This window comes from Sphingomonas trueperi (assembly GCF_040545965.1).
GTDB classification, from domain to species: Bacteria; Pseudomonadota; Alphaproteobacteria; order Sphingomonadales; family Sphingomonadaceae; genus Sphingomonas; species Sphingomonas trueperi_C.
In genome coordinates this window covers 393,283-409,203 of sequence record NZ_JBEPMV010000003.1, presented here as the reverse complement: position 1 = coordinate 409,203, position 15,921 = coordinate 393,283, and the positions used below count along the sequence as shown (strand labels likewise).

At 67.2% G+C, this 15,921-nt stretch carries 18 protein-coding genes; 8 read left to right on the top strand and 10 right to left on the bottom strand.

What is annotated here, in order from left to right; all coding sequences use genetic code 11:
- Positions 1–76: 76 nt before the first annotated feature.
- Together ABIC35_RS09615 and ABIC35_RS09610 are read left to right on the top strand one after the other, a co-directional pair.
- Positions 77–901 (top strand): hypothetical protein, encoded by an 825-nt coding sequence (locus ABIC35_RS09615; RefSeq protein WP_147425836.1) that lies wholly within the window; start codon positions 77–79, stop codon positions 899–901.
- Complete coding sequence (locus ABIC35_RS09610) at positions 898–1,641, top strand: hypothetical protein (protein WP_121079182.1); 744 nt, start codon at positions 898–900, stop codon at positions 1,639–1,641. The genes ABIC35_RS09615 and ABIC35_RS09610 overlap by 4 nt, the downstream gene beginning before the upstream one ends.
- Here the strand turns inward: ABIC35_RS09610 and ABIC35_RS09605 are convergent.
- The 3 genes from ABIC35_RS09605 to ABIC35_RS09595 are packed head-to-tail and all read right to left on the bottom strand — an operon-like array spanning position 1,608 to position 3,491.
- Positions 1,608–2,204 carry a GNAT family N-acetyltransferase gene (locus ABIC35_RS09605; RefSeq protein ID WP_121074713.1) on the bottom strand — a complete coding sequence of 199 codons (597 nt, stop codon included), beginning with the start codon at positions 2,202–2,204 and terminating at the stop codon, positions 1,608–1,610. The two genes, ABIC35_RS09610 and ABIC35_RS09605, sit on opposite strands and share 34 nt — an antisense overlap.
- A gap of 4 nt (positions 2,205–2,208) precedes the next feature.
- On the bottom strand, positions 2,209–3,051 hold the full coding sequence (hemF, locus tag ABIC35_RS09600; protein WP_121074716.1) for an oxygen-dependent coproporphyrinogen oxidase: 843 nt from the start codon (positions 3,049–3,051) through the stop codon (positions 2,209–2,211).
- Positions 3,048–3,491, bottom strand: a complete 444-nt coding sequence (locus ABIC35_RS09595; RefSeq protein WP_121079184.1) for a tRNA (cytidine(34)-2'-O)-methyltransferase — start codon at positions 3,489–3,491, stop codon at positions 3,048–3,050. The genes hemF and ABIC35_RS09595 overlap by 4 nt, the downstream gene beginning before the upstream one ends.
- Before the next feature lie 204 nt (positions 3,492–3,695).
- On the opposite strand from ABIC35_RS09595, the gene petA reads away from it, so the two are divergent.
- The 6 genes from petA (at position 3,696) to ABIC35_RS09565 (ending at position 9,017) form a co-directional block, all read left to right on the top strand.
- Positions 3,696–4,280: a ubiquinol-cytochrome c reductase iron-sulfur subunit gene (petA, locus tag ABIC35_RS09590; protein WP_183049322.1), complete on the top strand. Its 585-nt coding sequence runs from the start codon at positions 3,696–3,698 to the stop codon at positions 4,278–4,280.
- A 12-nt stretch (positions 4,281–4,292) separates the two neighbouring features.
- Positions 4,293–5,582, top strand: a complete 1,290-nt coding sequence (locus tag ABIC35_RS09585; protein WP_121074719.1) for a cytochrome b — start codon at positions 4,293–4,295, stop codon at positions 5,580–5,582.
- Between the two features lie 14 nt (positions 5,583–5,596).
- Positions 5,597–6,433, top strand: coding sequence for a cytochrome c1 (locus tag ABIC35_RS09580; protein ID WP_121074722.1), 837 nt, complete (start codon positions 5,597–5,599; stop codon positions 6,431–6,433).
- On the top strand, positions 6,433–6,975 hold the full coding sequence (locus ABIC35_RS09575) for an adenine phosphoribosyltransferase (protein ID WP_121074725.1): 543 nt from the start codon (positions 6,433–6,435) through the stop codon (positions 6,973–6,975). Before ABIC35_RS09580 ends, ABIC35_RS09575 begins: the two co-directional genes overlap by 1 nt.
- A gap of 94 nt (positions 6,976–7,069) precedes the next feature.
- Positions 7,070–7,405: a hypothetical protein gene (locus ABIC35_RS09570; protein ID WP_121074728.1), complete on the top strand. Its 336-nt coding sequence runs from the start codon at positions 7,070–7,072 to the stop codon at positions 7,403–7,405.
- 304 nt (positions 7,406–7,709) lie between these two features.
- Positions 7,710–9,017 (top strand): methyl-accepting chemotaxis protein, encoded by a 1,308-nt coding sequence (locus tag ABIC35_RS09565; protein ID WP_121074731.1) that lies wholly within the window; start codon positions 7,710–7,712, stop codon positions 9,015–9,017.
- Between the two features lie 44 nt (positions 9,018–9,061).
- Here the strand turns inward: ABIC35_RS09565 and ABIC35_RS09560 are convergent, their stop codons facing one another.
- From ABIC35_RS09560 to ABIC35_RS09530, 7 genes are all read right to left on the bottom strand, one after another.
- Positions 9,062–9,766 carry a hypothetical protein gene (locus ABIC35_RS09560; RefSeq protein ID WP_121074734.1) on the bottom strand — a complete coding sequence of 235 codons (705 nt, stop codon included), beginning with the start codon at positions 9,764–9,766 and terminating at the stop codon, positions 9,062–9,064.
- Positions 9,767–9,869: 103 nt separating this feature from the next.
- On the bottom strand, positions 9,870–10,271 hold the full coding sequence (locus ABIC35_RS09555; protein WP_121074738.1) for a DUF1801 domain-containing protein: 402 nt from the start codon (positions 10,269–10,271) through the stop codon (positions 9,870–9,872).
- 261 nt (positions 10,272–10,532) lie between these two features.
- Positions 10,533–11,594, bottom strand: a complete 1,062-nt coding sequence (locus tag ABIC35_RS09550; RefSeq protein ID WP_147425837.1) for a hypothetical protein — start codon at positions 11,592–11,594, stop codon at positions 10,533–10,535.
- Positions 11,595–11,826: 232 nt separating this feature from the next.
- Positions 11,827–12,276 (bottom strand): MaoC family dehydratase, encoded by a 450-nt coding sequence (locus ABIC35_RS09545; RefSeq protein ID WP_121079188.1) that lies wholly within the window; start codon positions 12,274–12,276, stop codon positions 11,827–11,829.
- Positions 12,277–12,318: 42 nt separating this feature from the next.
- Positions 12,319–13,587, bottom strand: coding sequence for an ectonucleotide pyrophosphatase/phosphodiesterase (locus tag ABIC35_RS09540; protein ID WP_121074744.1), 1,269 nt, complete (start codon positions 13,585–13,587; stop codon positions 12,319–12,321).
- Between the two features lie 194 nt (positions 13,588–13,781).
- Positions 13,782–15,101 carry a hypothetical protein gene (locus ABIC35_RS09535; RefSeq protein ID WP_354278421.1) on the bottom strand — a complete coding sequence of 440 codons (1,320 nt, stop codon included), beginning with the start codon at positions 15,099–15,101 and terminating at the stop codon, positions 13,782–13,784.
- Positions 15,102–15,105: 4 nt separating this feature from the next.
- Positions 15,106–15,864 carry a MauE/DoxX family redox-associated membrane protein gene (locus ABIC35_RS09530; RefSeq protein WP_183049323.1) on the bottom strand — a complete coding sequence of 253 codons (759 nt, stop codon included), beginning with the start codon at positions 15,862–15,864 and terminating at the stop codon, positions 15,106–15,108.
- Positions 15,865–15,921 lie beyond the last annotated feature (57 nt).

Genomic DNA, 15,921 nt, shown 5'->3' with positions numbered 1-15,921 from the left:
TGCGCCCAAGGCAAGCATTGGCAAGGCGGTGCCCCCCGGCTAACACCCCGGGTCCCTCACGCAAGGACTTCGCCGCATGGCAAAAATGAGCATCGTCTGGGATCGGACCACGGCGTTCGTCGGCGAGCATCTCGGCACGCTGGTGCCGCTCGCGCTGGCGGCGTTCGTCGCCCCGGGCGTGATCAACAGCTGCGTCTCGGCGGCGGCGGTGACGGCGGGCCCGGGCGTGCGACTGGCGGTTGGGGCCCTGGTCGTCCTCCTGTCGATCCTGTCCTTCTGGGGTTCGCTCACCGTGATCGCGCTGGCGACGGGCGCGGGCAACCTTGCGGATGCAGGCCGCGTTGCGGCGCGCCGGCTGCCGGCGGCGCTGCTCGTCGCGATCGGTATCGGAATCGCCGCTGCGGTGGCGATGCTGCCGGTGCCGCTGATCCTCGCGACCCGCGGCTATGACCTGATGGCGATCGCCAACGGGCAGGGGGCGAACATCGTCGTCGATCCCCAGACCTCGAGCATGGTCGCGCTGTGGGGGGTGGTGCTGATCGTCGCCGGCCTCTTCCTCTTTACGCGACTGCTCCTCGTCAGCACGGTGGTGCTGCGCGAGGGGGTGCTGTTCGGCGCGATCCGCCGTTCCTGGGCGCTCACCCGCGGGCATGGCTGGCGGATTCTTGGCCTGTTGCTGCTGTTCACGGTGATCGGTGGAGTCGCGCAGCTCGCCGCGCGCATCGTGTTCGGCAGCGTCTTCGCGCTCCTCTTCGGCAACGCGCCGGGGCTGACGACGGCGATGGTGCTTACCACCGTTGTGACCGCGAGCGTGCAGGCGGTGGTGGTGGTGTTGCTCGCCGCGTTCCAGGGCAGGCTCTACGTCGCGCTGACCACCAGCGATTCGGTGTGGCGCGCATGACCTTGCGCCTGGCTGGCCTGTTCGCCGACGCAAAGACCCTGTGGCAGCGCGAGCGCACGCTGGTGCTGCCGGTCGCGGGGCTGTTCTTCCTGCTGCCGAGCCTCGGCATCCTGCTGCTGATGGTGCAGGGCGCCCCCGATCTGGAATCGCTTTCCGACCAGACCGTGCTGCTCGCCTTCTACCAGAAGTTCGTCGAGGCGAACGTCGTGCCGATCGCGCTGGCCTATCTCGCGGTCGACTACGGCATCTTCGCACTGTTCAGCCTCTATCTGCGCGGCCAGGGGCAGACACTGGGGCAGGTGATGAAGGCGGCGCTGCGGCGGCTGTTCCCGTTCCTGGTGCTGGAAGTGGCGGTGAGCATCGGCTTCCAGCTCGGCTTCTCGCTGTTCATCGCGCCGGGACTGTTCATTCTCGCACGGACCTGGCTGGCGGCGCCCGCCTATGCCGCCCGGCCCGAGGCGGGGCTGATCGAGGCGTTCAAGCAGGGCTGGGTGCGCAGCAGCGGCGTGACCGGGCTGCTCTTCCTGCTGGTCGCGGCGATGGTGTTCGTCGGCGGCATCGGGGCGATGGCGGTATCGAGCATCTTTACCGGGCTGATCGCGACGGCGGCGGGCGGCGGCGCGGTGCCCGAGTTCCTCGGCTATCTGCTGCTGTCGATGATCGGCGCAGGGGTTTGGACGGCGCTGGTGGTCCTGCGCGTCGCCGCCTATCGCGCGACCGAGCCGAGGCAGGGGATGTGAGGCGCCGCGTCGGCCGGTAGCACGCCGAGCAGACGCGGATCGGGAAAGGTCTCGATGGTGCGCTTATAGGGCACGAAGCCGTGGCGGCGGTAGAAGCCGAGCGCGGCGGGGTGGTCGAGCGTGCAGGTGTGCACCCAGACGCGGGTCACGTCCCTGCGCCAGGCGAAAGCCAGCGCCTGTGCCATCAGCCATGCGCCATGGCCCTTGCCGGTGATCTCCGGCACCAGCCCGACATAGGAAAGCTCGCAGGTCGCGGGTGTCCGGAAGTCGAGCTCCAGCATGCCCACCTCGACGCCCGCCCGGTCCACCACCGCGTAGACGGCGACCTGCGGATCATCGAGAATCGCCCGCAGCCGCGCCTCGTCCATTACCAGCCGCGAGAACCACAGCCACGGCCCGCCGACGCGGCGGAACAGCGCGCGATACTTCTCGCTCTCGGGCGCGGGCCAATGGACCAGCCGGAACGGGGAGGGCGGCACCGGCCGGGGCCTGGGCCGTTCGCGCATTTCCAGCGCGGTGCCGATGGTGGCGAGGTGATCGTTCGCGACGGGCAACAGGCCCATGGCGTCAGCTCCAGGCGGCCATCGGTGGCAGGCTCATCAGGATCGCGTCGACATTGCCGCCAGTCTTGAGGCCGAACAGCGTGCCGCGATCGTAGATCAGGTTGAACTCGGCATAGCGGCCGCGCCATTCGAGCTGGCGCTGGCGATCGGCATCGTCGAACGGCAGGTGCATGCGCCGCCGCACCAGCTTGGGATAGATGTCGAGGAACGCCCGGCCGACATCCTGGGTCAGGGCGAAGTCCGCCTCCCAATCGCCTTCGAGGTGATCGTAGAAGATGCCGCCCACGCCGCGATGCACCTTGCGGTGGGGGATGTAGAAATAGTCGTCCGCCCACGCCTTGAAGCGCGGATAATAGTCCGGGTCATGCGCGTCGCAGGCGGCCTGCAGCCGGGCGTGGAAGTCGGCAGTGTCCTCCGCATACGGCAGCGGCGGATTGAGATCGGCGCCGCCGCCGAACCAGCGCTTGGTGGTCGTCAGGAAGCGCGTGTTCATATGAACCGCGGGGACATGCGGATTCGCCATGTGCGCGACCAGGCTGATGCCGGTGGCGAAGAAGCTGGGGTCTTCGCCCGCACCGTGGATGGTCTTGGCGAAATCGCCCTCGAACGCGCCGCCGACGGTCGAGACGTTGACACCCACCTTCTCGAACACCCGGCCCTTCATCACCCCGCGCACGCCGCCGCCGCCGGGCGCGCCGCTCGCATCGACGCGGTCCCAGGCGAGATAGTCGAAGGACGCGTCGGAGCCGGCCTCGCGCTCGATCGCCTCGAACTCGGCGCAGATCGAGTCGCGCAGGCCCTCGAACCAGGTGCGGGCGCGCTGCTGCTGTTCGTCGAGCGTGATCACTGGGGGAATCCTTCGGTCTGGCGGAGTGCCTCGGCGAGCCCGATGCCCGTTGCGACGGCGAGGTTCAAGGAGCGCAGCTCGGGCCGGAGCGGTATTCGCGCTGCAGCATCGGCGCGGTCGTGCACGAAATCGGGTACGCCGCTGCTCTCGGCGCCGAATAGCAAGGTGTCGCCGGGCGCGAACCGCGCTTCGGGGAGGCGCGTGCCGCCGCGGGTGGTGAACAGCACCAGCCGGCCGGGCAGCCGCGCCTCGAACGCGTCCCAGTCGGCATGGCGGGTCATATCGGGTTCATAGTCCATCGCCGCGCGCTTGCGGGCACGATCGCCCCAGGGAAAACCCATAGGCTCGATCAGGTCGACCGCCACCCCCATGCACGCCGCCAGCCGCAAGATGGTGCCGACATTTCCTGCAATTTCAGGCTGGAACAAAGCGACGCGAATTGTGGAAGGCGAAGTCATTTTGCAGTGCAACATTAAGGCCTTGGAGACGAGAAGATGAAAAACCCTGTTGGCAAAGCTGCGGTGTGCCGTCTATCAAACTTGTAACGCCACCGGAAATCCGGCCGGCACTGAGCTTCGTTTCGTCCGCGTTCCTCTTTCCGCGGTTTTGGCGCGGAAGAGTTCCCGAAGTGCAAGGGCTAGAGCATGGCAACGTTTGAAGAAGGCGTTACTCCCGATCAGACCATAGGCCCAGGCGGCGAAATCCTCGAGAATCCCCGTCGTCGCGATTATCTGCTGTACGCCGCCCCGGCCGTCGCGGCCGTCGGCGCAGGCGTGGTGGTGCTGCCGCTCGTCAACTCGATGAATCCGTCGGCCGACGTGCTGGCGCAGTCGACCACCGAGGTGAACCTCGCGGCGATCGAGCCGGGGCAGGCGATCAAGGCCAGCTTCCGCAAGCAGCCGCTGTTCGTGCGCAACCTGACGCCGCAGGAGATTGCCCAGGCCGAGGCTGTTCCCGTCTCCAGCCTGCGCGACCCGCAGACGCTGGAACAGCGCACCAAGGAAGGCCACAAGAACTGGCTGATCACGCTGGGCGTGTGCACCCATCTCGGCTGCGTGCCGCTGGGAGCGGGCGAGGGCGAGAGCCGGGGGCCGTTCGGCGGCTATTTCTGCCCGTGCCACGGATCGGCCTATGATACCGCCGGCCGTATCCGCCAGGGTCCGGCACCGAAGAATCTCGAAGTACCAAAATATAATTTCACGTCCGACACTGTCGTCACGGTCGGGTGAGGAGAGACCTGGATGAGCTTTCCCTGGGCGCGCCATTACGAGCCGAAAAACCCGGTGATGAAATGGGTGGACGATCGGCTGCCGCTGCCGCGGTTCGTCTATAACGCGATCGGTGCCGGCTATCCGGTGCCGCGCAACCTGAATTACTTCTGGAATTTCGGCATTCTCGCCGGGCTTTCGCTGGTGATCCAGATCGTCACCGGCATCGTGCTGGCGATGCACTTCCACAGCTCGGCCGCCGGGGCCTTCGATTCGGTCAACGGCACGATCATGCGGGATGTGAACGCGGGCTGGTTCCTGCGCTTCGCCCACGCCAACGGCGCCAGCATGTTCTTCATCGTGGTGTACATCCACATCTTCCGCGGCCTCCACTACGGATCGTACAAGGCGCCGCGCGAGATGGTGTGGCTGCTCGGCGTGGTGATCTTCCTGCTGATGATGGCCACCGCCTTCATGGGCTATGTGCTCCCCTGGGGGCAGATGAGCTTCTGGGGGGCGCAGGTGATTACCGGCTTCTTCTCGGCGATACCGGTGGTCGGCGACTGGATCCGCGTCTGGCTGCTCGGCGGCTATGCGCCGGACGATGCGGCGCTCAACCGCTTCTTCTCGCTCCACTATCTGCTGCCCTTCGTGATCGCGGGCGTGATCATCCTGCACATCTGGGCGCTGCACATTCCGGGCTCGAACAACCCCACCGGCGTGGAGGTGAAGGGCGAGCAGGACACGGTGCCCTTCCACCCGTACTACACCGCCAAGGACGGCTTCGGGGTCGGCATCTTCCTGATCCTGTTCTCGATCCTGATCTTCTTCTATCCGGACTATCTGGGCCACCCGGACAATTACATCCCGGCCAACCCGCTCTCGACCCCTGCGCACATCGTGCCCGAATGGTATTTCTGGCCCTTCTACGCGATCCTGCGCGCCTTCACCGCGGACTTCATCCTGCCGGCGAAGCTGTGGGGCGTGCTGGCGATGTTCGGCTCGATCCTGCTGCTGTTCTTCCTGCCCTGGCTCGATCGCTCGCCGGTGCGCTCGGCCAATTACCGGCCGATGTACCGCGTCGCCTTCTGGGTGCTCGTAGTCGACGTGCTGATCCTCGGCTGGTGCGGCGGTTCGCCCGCGGAGCCGGTCTACGTGATCACCAGCCAGATCGCCGCCGCCTATTATTTCGCGCACTTCCTGATCATCGTGCCGATCATCTCGCGGATCGAGACGCCGCGCCCGCTGCCCAACTCGATCACCGAAGCGGTGCTCGGGAATGAAGGCGGATCGCGCATCACCGCCACCGCGGCGACGGCATAAGGGGGCCGGGAACCATGACGTCGATCTTTTTCCGCTCGATCAAGTTCCTGATCGGTGCCGGCTTCGTCTTCGTGCTGCTGCTCGCCCTGCTGGGCAGCATCACCGGCCTGATCAAGGAACCGCCGAAGCAGACCGCCGAACAGGCGCTGCACAAGCACCCCAAGGAGCTGGACATCGCCTCGAACGGGCCGCTCGGCAAGTTCGACACCGCCCAGCTCCAGCGCGGGTTCAAGGTGTACAAGGAAGTCTGCGCGGCGTGCCACTCGCTGCACATGATCGCCTTCCGCAACCTCAAGGACCTGGGGTACAGCGATGCCCAGGTGAAGAAGATCGCCAAGGAATGGGCGAACAAGCAGCCGGTGTTCGACGAGAAGGCCGGCACCTGGGGCGAGCGCGACAACATCCCCTCCGATCACATCCCCAAGGTCTATTATGCCGGCACCGGCAACCCGCCGGACCTCAGCCTGATCACCAAGGCGCGGCATGACGGCGCGGCCTATGTCCATTCGCTGCTGACCGGCTATGACGAGAAGCCCGATCCCGCCAAGGCGGCGCAGTTCCCGGAGGCGATGAAGACGCCCGAGGGCATGCACTTCAACCCCTATTTCGCCAATCTCAACATCGCGATGCCGCCGCCGCTGACCAGCGAAGGCCAGGTCCAGTATGACGACGGCACCCGCGCCACCGTCGACCAGATGGCGAAGGACGTCTCCGCCTTCCTCGTATGGACCGCCGAGCCGACGCTGCAGACGCGCCACCAGGCGGGCGTGGCGGTCGTGATCTTCTTGCTGTTTGCCACCGTGCTCGCCTATGGCGCGTACCTCACGGTTTGGCGCGGCATGAAGCATTGATGGAAATCCAGCAGAACGAAGACATCCGTAGTCGCATTCGCACGATCCCCGACTTTCCGAAGCCGGGGATCCTGTTTCGCGACATCACCACGCTGCTGCTCGACCCCGAAGGGCTGCGGCTGACCATCGAGAAGATGGCGGCGCAGGTGGACGGCAAGATCGATCTGGTCGCCGGCGTCGAGGCGCGCGGCTTCGTGTTCGGCGCGGCGCTGGCGGTGCGGCTCGGCACCGGCGTGCTGCTGATCCGCAAGGACGGCAAGCTGCCGGGGGCTACGATCGCCGAGGATTACGCCCTCGAATATGGCACCGACCGGATCGCCATCCATGCCGATGCGCTGGTGCCCGGCGCCCGCGTGCTGCTGGTCGACGACCTGATCGCCACCGGCGGGACGGCGCGTGCGGCGGTGCGGCTGCTGCGCAAGGCGGGGGCGGAGGTGGTCCAGGCCTCGTTCGTCGTCGACCTGCCCGACCTCGGGGGTGCCGATGCGCTGCGCAGCGACGGCATCCAGGTCGCGTCGCTCGTCGCGTTCGAAGGACACTGACGGAACCCCAGCGGGCATCCGTGCGCTTCTCCGCTCGAGGGGCGCGGCCAGGGGCATCGCCCCGCCGCGCGCCCCCGGTACAGGAGCGTAACCCATGCACATCGGCTTGAAATCCATCCTCAGCGCGGCGCTTCTCGGCGGGGCGGCGGCACTCGGCGGCTGCATGGACGACGGCTATGGCTATGGCGGATCGCGCGTCGCGGTCGGCTATGGCAGCGGCTACGGTAGCCCGTACTGGGGCTGGTACGACGACTATTATTACCCCGGCACCGGCGCCTATGTGTACGATCGCTATCGCCACCGCCATGCCTGGAACGATGGCCAGCGCGCCTATTGGGAGCAGCGCCGCGGTAGCTGGCGTGGCGAGCAGCGTTGGCGCAACAACTGGCGCGACTTCCGCGGCCGCCCCGGCGGGCCGCGGCGCCGCTGAGCCAGCGGGCGAGCAGGTATCTCCGAGAAAACTGCGGACAATCAGCTGCCGGAACAACGGTACTGTCCGGCGCCCTCGATCCCTGTTAGGTGGAAGTTGCTTTCACTTCTGAAAGTATCATTTGTCGCGACAGCTCTGTCACGGTGATCGAACATCTCACAGTTGCGCATCTATAGGGAGATAGTTGCGAATTCGCAACGAGATGTACCCTGTTCTTAGGTACATTTCCTTGTCCGCTGTTTCGCGCCGGGTCTGTGATCTTCGTCTATGAAGGATTGACGGAGATCAATGACTGGAGGTGGGAATGCAGTGGTTCAAGGCGAATGCGCCGATTCGATTGAAGCTGCTCATCGCCTTCGGGCTTTTCGTTGGCCTGTTGTTGGCCGCGACTTTGGCGGACGCTCTCTTTGTGCCCAGCGTCTCGCTGGGCATCGAGATCACGCTGCTCGCATCGGGTGTACTCAGCGCCTGGTGGCTGCGCGAGGCGATCGCGGTGCCCTATGTCACCACCGTCGTCCGCATGGAGGCGCTGGCAGCGGGGGACCTGAAGAGCCCCATCGCCTATACCGAATTCACCGACTGCGTCGGCCGGCTCACCCGCGCCATGGCCAGCTTCAAGCAGGCCGCCGAGGAGCAGATCGAGCAGAACCAGCTCGCCAAGGAACATGCGGCGGTGGTGCGCGGCATGGCGGTTTATTTCCAGCGCCTGGCGGATGGCGATCTCAGCGCCAAGATCACCGAACACTATCCAGACGAGTTCAGCGACCTCAAGGACGGTTATAACGGCGCGATCGATCGCCTGCGCGACCTGATCGACGCGCTGATGGACAGCACCCAGTCGATCGAGACCGGCAGTCGCGAGATCGCCCAGGCCTCGGGCAATCTCGCCCGCCGTACCGAGCAGGCCTCGGCCGAGCTGAGCCACACCGCGGTCGCGGTCAAGCAGATCACCGGCAGCGTGCGCGAGACCGCCGCGGCGGCGGACCAGTCGCTCGCCGCCAGCCATTCGGCGCGCTCGGCGGTGACCGAAGGCCGCAACCGCACCACTGCCGCCACCGTCGCAATGGATGCGGTGACCGAAAGCTCGGCCGCCATCGACGGCGTGATCGAAGGCCTTGAGAAGATCGCCTTCCAGACACGGGTTCTGGCCATGAACGCCGCCGTTGAGGCGGGCCGTGCTGGCGAGGCGGGGCGCGGCTTTGCGGTTGTCGCCGATCTGGTGAGTGCGCTCGCGCTACGGGCCGAGACGGAGTCGGCGAGCGCCAAGGAACAGCTCACCCGCGCGCGCGACGAAATCGGCACTGCCGTCGCGGCAGTCGGGCTGATCGACGAAGCCTTCCAGACGATCGAAACCTCTACCGAGGACAGCGCGCGGCGTGCCGATGAAATCGCCCGCGCCAGCCGCGAGCAGGCCGATGCCACCAAGGCTGTCTCCGGCGCGCTCAACTCGATCGAGGCGGGCATCCAGCAGAACGCCGCGATGGTCGAGGAAACCTCGGCGGCGACGACGCACCTGCTCCGCGAAGTCGAAGTGCTGAGCGGCCAGACCGGCGCGTTCAAGCTCGAGCGCGGGGCCGCCAAGCGGCGTGCGGCGATGCTGCAGGCCGCTTGAGGCGCGCAACCGGCGACCGATCAGCTGCGAACGTCTCAGGCGACTCAGCGAAGGGTGCCGCTGGGGTCGAAGGTCCCTGCCACGGCACCCCCCAGCACTTCACCGAACGCGTGGCCGCTCGCATTCCCGCGCGGCGCCATTTTGGCGTGGCAAACGGACAATAGATGTAGCGGGAGGTCCAGCACGACCGGTGCCCATTCGAGCGTGCCGGGCTTGATCAGACAGATATGGCCGTAGCTCTCGAATTCGGCCTGTTCCGGGAAATGGTTGATCGCCCAGTCGAAGCGTCGATCGCGACGCCGGATTGCTTCTCCTTCCAGCAGGCCCAGATCGTCGAGGAAGCTGTAATAGCCTGCGGCCGGCCCGCGGTCCGCGGCCCGGAAGGCCCGCACGTCGGGGTTCGGCTCCGGATCGCCCGACACGGGCGAGAATGGCCGTCGCGGCAGCGTCGCTGTCAGCCAAGCGTCGATCGCGTGCGCCGCCGCGGCGCCGTTGGTGGCCGAATCGAGCAGGGGCGCAGCCGTGATGCCCCGCTGGGCGAAATAATCGAGCAGCGCAGCCAGGCGATGTTCCCGCCGACGCAGGAAAGCGGCGAGCGCGGCATCCTCCCGGCCGTCGCGGAACGTCTCGCGATGGACGGTCTGCACGGGCACATGCACGGGATAGGCCGCAAACAGCCGCTGCAGCGCGGTTGCTGCGCCATGCTCTTTGGCGATCCTGCCGCGCAGCTTTTCCCAAAGGCCCGCCATGCCTGAAGACTAGGATCTTGCAGTCCCCCTGTCAGGCACGGCCGCAGCGATCGACCGCGCGGAATGCACCGTGCGTCCACTTGGGCATGCACTGAGCGCGAGGCTAGGCGCAGACGCCGTGATTCTCGTCCGCCGCGGCGCGGATCAGCGCGCGGAACGCCGTTTCGTCCAGCACCGCGTCCTGCCGCAGATCGATTGCCCGGCGGGTGCCCGCGTCGAGGCTGGCATTAAACAGCCCGGCCGGGTCCGGCAGCGCTGCGCCGCGCGCGAAGGTGAGCTTCACCTTGTCCTTGTAGAGCTCGCCGGTGCACAGGATGCCGCCATGCGACCAGACCGGCACGCCGCCCGGATTGCTCGGTTTGCGCCATTTCACCGATTCGACGACCTCGGGCACGGCCTCGTGGATCAGCTGGCGGATGCGGGCCAATAGCGGACCGCGCCAATCGCCGAGCGCGGCGATCTTGGCATCGATTTCGGCGGTGTCGGATGTCACGGCAACGGACATGGTCCCTCTCCCGAGCATGTAGCCGGTCGAACTGCTGCCCGGCGCTGCATGGGAGCGAGCATAGCAGCGAACAGCAAGCGCGTCCTTCGGCTAAGTTGCCAAAGTTCACGCTCGTGAACGATTATCGTGGCGCTCAAACTGGAGCGGAATCGCAAGATGCTTCCGCAACTTTCCCCACCTTGCTGGGCACTGCCGGTACACGAAATCGCCGGGTAGCGCGAAGGGCCACCCGGCGACGTCGATCATGCTATGGCGATGCGATCAGGCATATTCCCAGACGATCACCAGGCCGCCATTGGCGGGGCCGCCGGCGCGCGCTGCCATGTTCGCGATGTTGGAGGCACCGCCGCCGCCGCCGGCTCCGTTGCTGTTCGGGTTGCCGCCACCGGCGCCACCGTTGATGCTCCCTGCGGACGCGCCGTTCAGAGCGCTGTCCCCGCCGCGTCCGCCGACCGAAGACGAAGGGCTAAGCGCCAGCCCGATACCGCCGGCACCGCCGCCGCCGCCGCCCAGATTGGCACCCGTCGGCGGAAGACCGCCGTTCGTCCCCCACGTTGCGGCGGGAGATGACGTCGCGACGCCGGCTGTTCCGCCCAGGCCCCCGGGTGCGACCAGCAGATTGCCGAAGCTCGACGCCTGCCCGTCCGCGCCGGCAGCACCCGGGCTCGTGGCGAATGCGCCGAGGCCGACCGTCACGGTCACGCCAGCAAAGCCCGAGGTGAACCGTGCCCTGCCATAGGATCCTGCAGCGCCGCCGCCGCCTGCGGACGACTGGTTGGATCCGGTTGCCGCGCAGCCGCCCCCACCACCGCCGCCGCCAAACGCTTCGACGATGACGCTCGTCGTACCCGGCGTCGGCGTGTAGACACCGCTTACGGAGAAGCGTTGGACGTTTATCAGACTTCCCGACACGCTCGACGCGCCTTGGCCTGAGAAATCGCGCTCGTCGGTGATGTCTTCGTTCAGGATTTTGGCCTGCGCAGGCCGCAGCTTCACCTGCGCCACTGGCAGGAAGCCCGTGGGAATGGCCGGCGCAACGGGCGTGGCGCTTTCCGTCCCCGCGATCCTGCTCGCGACGCCGGTCTGCGGGTTGAGCACCACGCGATCGATGCGGGTATTCGAGGTTGGGGCAATGAAGCCCGACACGAGCTGTTCGTCATTCTCGATCAGCGTCGTCCCCGCCATCACGTGTCCCGCGTCGACGGCGATGGCGAGGCTGGCGGGGTCCGTTTCATGGGGCGCGTAGGCGGCGGCAATCCGCGCCAATACGGCCAGATTCCCATCGACGATCGACGATGGGAGGCCAAAGGTTGAAACCGTCATGTTTGATTCTCCACCTGTTGCAGACGCGACTTCGCGCGGCCCGATGTCACGCTGACACAGCCAATCTGGGGTACGTCGATGTCGAGAGGCTGGACTGGCCCCGACCGGGGCGAGATTCGTCAGCGTTCCTGTTTTGTTCCATATTATCGTGACGATGTCAAGGGTTTCTCAGAAGTTTGAGTCCCATCGTCCGTCAGAAGAGGCCAACACTGATGGGCGTACTGGGGTGAAATCACCCCGCGGTGCGGCGTGCGATCAGCGCGTTGGCGATGAAGGTGAGCACCGGCTCGTCGTTCTGGTTGAACGTCGTCAGCCGGCTGCGCACGATGCCCATGCCGGGGCGGCTCTGCGAGGCGCGGGCTTCCAGCACTTCGGTTTCGCAGCGGAGCACGTCGCCCGGATAGACCGGCTTCAGCCAGCGCAGCTCGTCGATGCCCGCCGCGCCCAGGCTGGCGATCGGGTTTTCCTCATAGTGCGCGACCAGCATCGCCATCGTCATCGCGTTGGTATGCCAGCCGCTCGCCGCCAGCCGGCCGAAATGGGTCTTGGCCGCCGCCTCGTCCGAGAGGTGGAAGGGCTGAGGATCATATTTGCGGGCGAATTCCAGCACTTCCTCGCGGGTGACGTCGTAGCGGCCGAAGCTGGCGCGGTCGCCGGGCTGGATGTCGTCGAAGAAGCGCATGGCAACGAGTTTCATTGAGAAACCCGTTGCTGGCAAGCGGATTCAGCGGGGCTGGAGCAGGGGGCGGAAGGGCGCGTCGTCGCCGTCGAGACCCGGCTTGGGCGGCAGCCCGAGAAGGTCGCGGAGCAGCGGGGTGACGTCGACATTGTCGAACGCCGGGACCATGCCGTGGCGGAAGGCGGGGCCGGCCGCGACGAACAGCGCGGCCATGTCCGCCGACCGGTTGTCATAGCCGTGCTCGCCGCGGGTATAGGGCGCATCGGGCAGCTTCTCGACGATCATCCAGCGCGGGTCGGCGAGGCAGAAGAGCGCGGCGATGCGCGGGTTGGTGCCGTAGCGGAAGCGCGGGGGGATGTCGGCCTTGCGCCAGCATTGCATGTGCGGATGGGGCCGGAGCAGCGCCTGCTCGACCAGCGCATCCTTGCCGGGCAGGGGGTTGAGCGCGGCGAAGGGGCCGGCCTCGATCAGGTGATAGCTGTCCTTGGGCAGGCCGAGCGGGATCACGCGGGTGTCGCTGGTCTCGGACATGCCATGGTCCGAGACGACGACGAGGTTCGCGGGCTGGTGGAGCGCGGCGAGGCCTTCGAGCAGCGCGCCGATCTGCGCGTCGACGGCGGCAGCGGCCTGGGTGACCTCGGAGGAGTCGGGGCCGTGCTCGTGGCCGACCACGTCGACCCGGTCGAAGTAGAGAGTGACGAAGCGCGGCCGGCTGGCGGCGGGTCGGCGCAGCCAGTCGAGCACGGTGTCGACGCGCTGGGTGTCGTTCACCACCTGGTTGTACTGGAGCCAGTCGTGGGGACGGGTGCCGCCGGCATAGTCGCCGTGATCGGGCCTGGTGACCGTGCTGCCCCAGGCGACGTTGGCGCCGGGCCAGAACACGGTGCCGGTGCGGATGCCGGCCCTCTCCGCCTCGACCCAGATCGGCGCGGCGGCGTTCCACCAATAGGGCGCGTCGCTGGCGGTGGTGAAGGTCTCGTTCGGGTGGGCGGCGTCCTCCATCCGGTTGCCGACGATGCCGTGATGGTCGGGGACCAGGCCGGTGACCAGGGTCCAGTGGTTGGGGAAGGTCTTGCTCGGGAAGCTCGGCCGCATCGGGCCGGTGATGCCCTGCGCGGCGAGGCGGACGAGATTGGGGGTGACGCCGCGCTGGAGGTAATCTGCGCGGAAGCCGTCGATCGAGATCAGGATCGTGACCGGCGCGCGGGCCTCGACCGCCGCGGGCGGCGGGGGCGGGGCCTCGACTGGCGGGGTGGCACAGGCCTGGAGGACCGCGATCAGCGCGGCGGCGGCGATTCTGGTGGTCCAGCGCATGGATGCGCCATGCGCCGGTTTTGTTGCGGGGGGAAGACCTCGGGGTGCCCCCTCCACTACTGCCTCCGGCGGCGGTCCCCCTCCCCCGCTTCGCGGGAGAGGAGACGCTATCCGCAAAGGTGTTTCCTCCACCGCGAAGCGGGGGAGGGGGACCGCGCCGCGTCAGCGGCGTGGTGGAGGGGGCGCCCCCGCGCTTACCGCCCCAACGCAAACCTTGCGAACAGCGTGTAGCTCACCGGCGCCTTGCCGTACGCTGCATCCAGCGCCGACGGCTTGGCATAGGCCGCGACCGATCCGCCCAGCGCCAGCTCGGTCTGGTGCGCGAGCGGGATGCGGTAGGCATAGCCGCCCTCGAACCGCGTCACCCGGAACTTGGTGTCGTGCAGCGGATCGTCATGGTCCGGAAAGAGCTCGTCGTTCGCGACATTCTCCACCCGGCCGAACAGGCTGTGGCGGCTGGTCAGGTCCCAGTTCGCCTCGGCGGTGAACGCGCTCAGCACGGGCCCGGGCAGGCGGTGCTTGGCGGCATAGGCGACCATCGCCGAGAGTTTGCCGCTGCTATAGTGGAGGCTGGCGGTGGTGCGCTGCTCGTCCTCGCCCTGGTGGGTGACCTCGGGGCTTTTGAGGTGCCCGGTCGAGACCTGCGCCACCCAATTGTCCGTCGGCGACCAGCTGGCGCGCACGCTCCAGCTGTCGAGCTTGATCGGATCGATGTCCCAGCGATGCTCGTCGGGCTCGCGGCCGTTGAACCAGGAGCCTTCGAGCTGCACGCGGCCCGCCTGCACCCCGCCGGTGACGACGCCATAGGTGATGTGGCTGCTGTCGAACCAGTGGTGCGCGATCGGCGACAGCGCGAAATAGCGCGCCGAGCGGCGGTGCATGAAGGCGCTGGGGCCGAGCGCGGGCTCCGCGACTGGGCCGCCATAGACGAACAGCTTGGTGCCCGGCGCGACCTGGGTATCGACGCGTGCGGAAAGCTCCATGAACAGGTCGTGCGGATGCTGGCGATCGACCAAAGGCTGGCCGTTCGCGGTCTCGCCGCTGGCGAAGAGGTTGGGATAGCCGCGCTGGCCCATGGCGGGCTCCAGGCTGCCCATCGCGCGGAGCTGCAGCGAGGTACCGCCCCAGTCGCGGCTGGCGCTGAGCATCGCCATCGATTCGACGAAGGCCTCGTCCTTGCCGCGCCTGCCGCCCTGATCGGTATAGACGCCCCAGACATAGCCGTGCGCCATCACCATCCAGTCGCCATGGGTGAGCATCACCCCGCGCATCGGCCCGTCGGCCTGGGGCAGCAGCGCCGTGCCCGAGCCGCCCGTCGCATGGTCCGAGCCGCCCATCCGCATGCTCGGCATCGGCTGGGACATGTCCATATCCGCCATGCTGTGGCCCATCGCCGCATGGTCCTGCGGGGTGGGCTCGGTGGGCATCGACCCCATGTCGTGCATGCTGTGATCCTCCTGCGCCATGGCGGGCAGGGGGGCGAGCAGGGCGAGGGCGGCGAAAGTCGTACGCAAGGGGTCAGACTCCCAGCAGGGGTCGCGCGAGCATCCAGAGGCCCATCGCGATCATCATCAGGTTTTCGGTGAGCGACACGAAGCCCAGCGGCACGTTGCTGTCGCCGCCGACACAGGCGCATTTGAGGTCGCGGCGGTCGACATAGACCGCCTTGAACACCGACACCGCGCCGATCCCGCCGATGAACAGCGCCAGCGGGGCCGAGAACCAGGTCAGCACGTTGGCGGTCATCAGCAGCCCGGCGGTGGCTTCGGCGAAGGGGTAGAGCGTGGCATAGAGCACCCAGCGGCGGGCGAGCAGGTCGTAGCCGAGGAACATCGTCGCGAAGCCGGACACGTCGCGCAGCTTGAGCATCGCCAGCAGGCACATCGAAAAGCTGACGAACCACTCGCCCGCGCGCATCGTGAGCGGGGTCGCAAAGGCGGCCTGGCTGGCGGCGAGCGCCATCAGCGCGGCGATGGCGAACAGCGCGAGTACCGGGCGATAGGTCTTCGCCTTGGGATCGCGGACCTTCAGGCTGAGGAAGCGGCGGAGATCATCATGCCCGCCGATCCGCCGCTCGCCGATGAAGACCTGCGGCGTCGTCGTCACGCCGTAACGGGCCTTGAACGCATCGGTCTCCTCGCGGGTGGTGAGGTGGCGATCATCGACCGTGTAGCCGTGGGTTTTCAGCAGGTGCAGGGCGCGCAGGCCCCAGGGGCAGACATGCGTGCCCATCACCATGCGGTAGAGAATTGCGCTTTTTTCCGAGGCGGATGACATGGGGTTTCCTTCACTCCGCACCCCCTATAGGCTCCGTACCATGGTACGGAGTCAAGC

Bases quoted from the DNA above. Each gene is read 5' to 3' on its own strand.
- ABIC35_RS09560 (WP_121074734.1), bottom strand. From the start codon at position 9,766: ATGGCGGGCCTTTGGGAAAAGCTGCGCGGCAGGATCGCCAAAGAGCAT.
- petA (WP_183049322.1), top strand. From the start codon at position 3,696: ATGGCAACGTTTGAAGAAGGCGTTACTCCCGATCAGACCATAGGCCCA.
- ABIC35_RS09580 (WP_121074722.1), top strand. From the start codon at position 5,597: ATGACGTCGATCTTTTTCCGCTCGATCAAGTTCCTGATCGGTGCCGGC.
- ABIC35_RS09605 (WP_121074713.1), bottom strand. From the start codon at position 2,204: ATGGGCCTGTTGCCCGTCGCGAACGATCACCTCGCCACCATCGGCACC.
- ABIC35_RS09570 (WP_121074728.1), top strand. From the start codon at position 7,070: ATGCACATCGGCTTGAAATCCATCCTCAGCGCGGCGCTTCTCGGCGGG.
- ABIC35_RS09540 (WP_121074744.1), bottom strand. From the start codon at position 13,587: ATGCGCTGGACCACCAGAATCGCCGCCGCCGCGCTGATCGCGGTCCTC.
- ABIC35_RS09610 (WP_121079182.1), top strand. From the start codon at position 898: ATGACCTTGCGCCTGGCTGGCCTGTTCGCCGACGCAAAGACCCTGTGG.
- ABIC35_RS09550 (WP_147425837.1), bottom strand. From the start codon at position 11,594: ATGACGGTTTCAACCTTTGGCCTCCCATCGTCGATCGTCGATGGGAAT.
- ABIC35_RS09530 (WP_183049323.1), bottom strand. From the start codon at position 15,864: ATGTCATCCGCCTCGGAAAAAAGCGCAATTCTCTACCGCATGGTGATG.
- ABIC35_RS09565 (WP_121074731.1), top strand. From the start codon at position 7,710: ATGCAGTGGTTCAAGGCGAATGCGCCGATTCGATTGAAGCTGCTCATC.
- ABIC35_RS09575 (WP_121074725.1), top strand. From the start codon at position 6,433: ATGGAAATCCAGCAGAACGAAGACATCCGTAGTCGCATTCGCACGATC.
- ABIC35_RS09585 (WP_121074719.1), top strand. From the start codon at position 4,293: ATGAGCTTTCCCTGGGCGCGCCATTACGAGCCGAAAAACCCGGTGATG.
- ABIC35_RS09545 (WP_121079188.1), bottom strand. From the start codon at position 12,276: ATGCGCTTCTTCGACGACATCCAGCCCGGCGACCGCGCCAGCTTCGGC.
- ABIC35_RS09555 (WP_121074738.1), bottom strand. From the start codon at position 10,271: ATGTCCGTTGCCGTGACATCCGACACCGCCGAAATCGATGCCAAGATC.
- ABIC35_RS09615 (WP_147425836.1), top strand. From the start codon at position 77: ATGGCAAAAATGAGCATCGTCTGGGATCGGACCACGGCGTTCGTCGGC.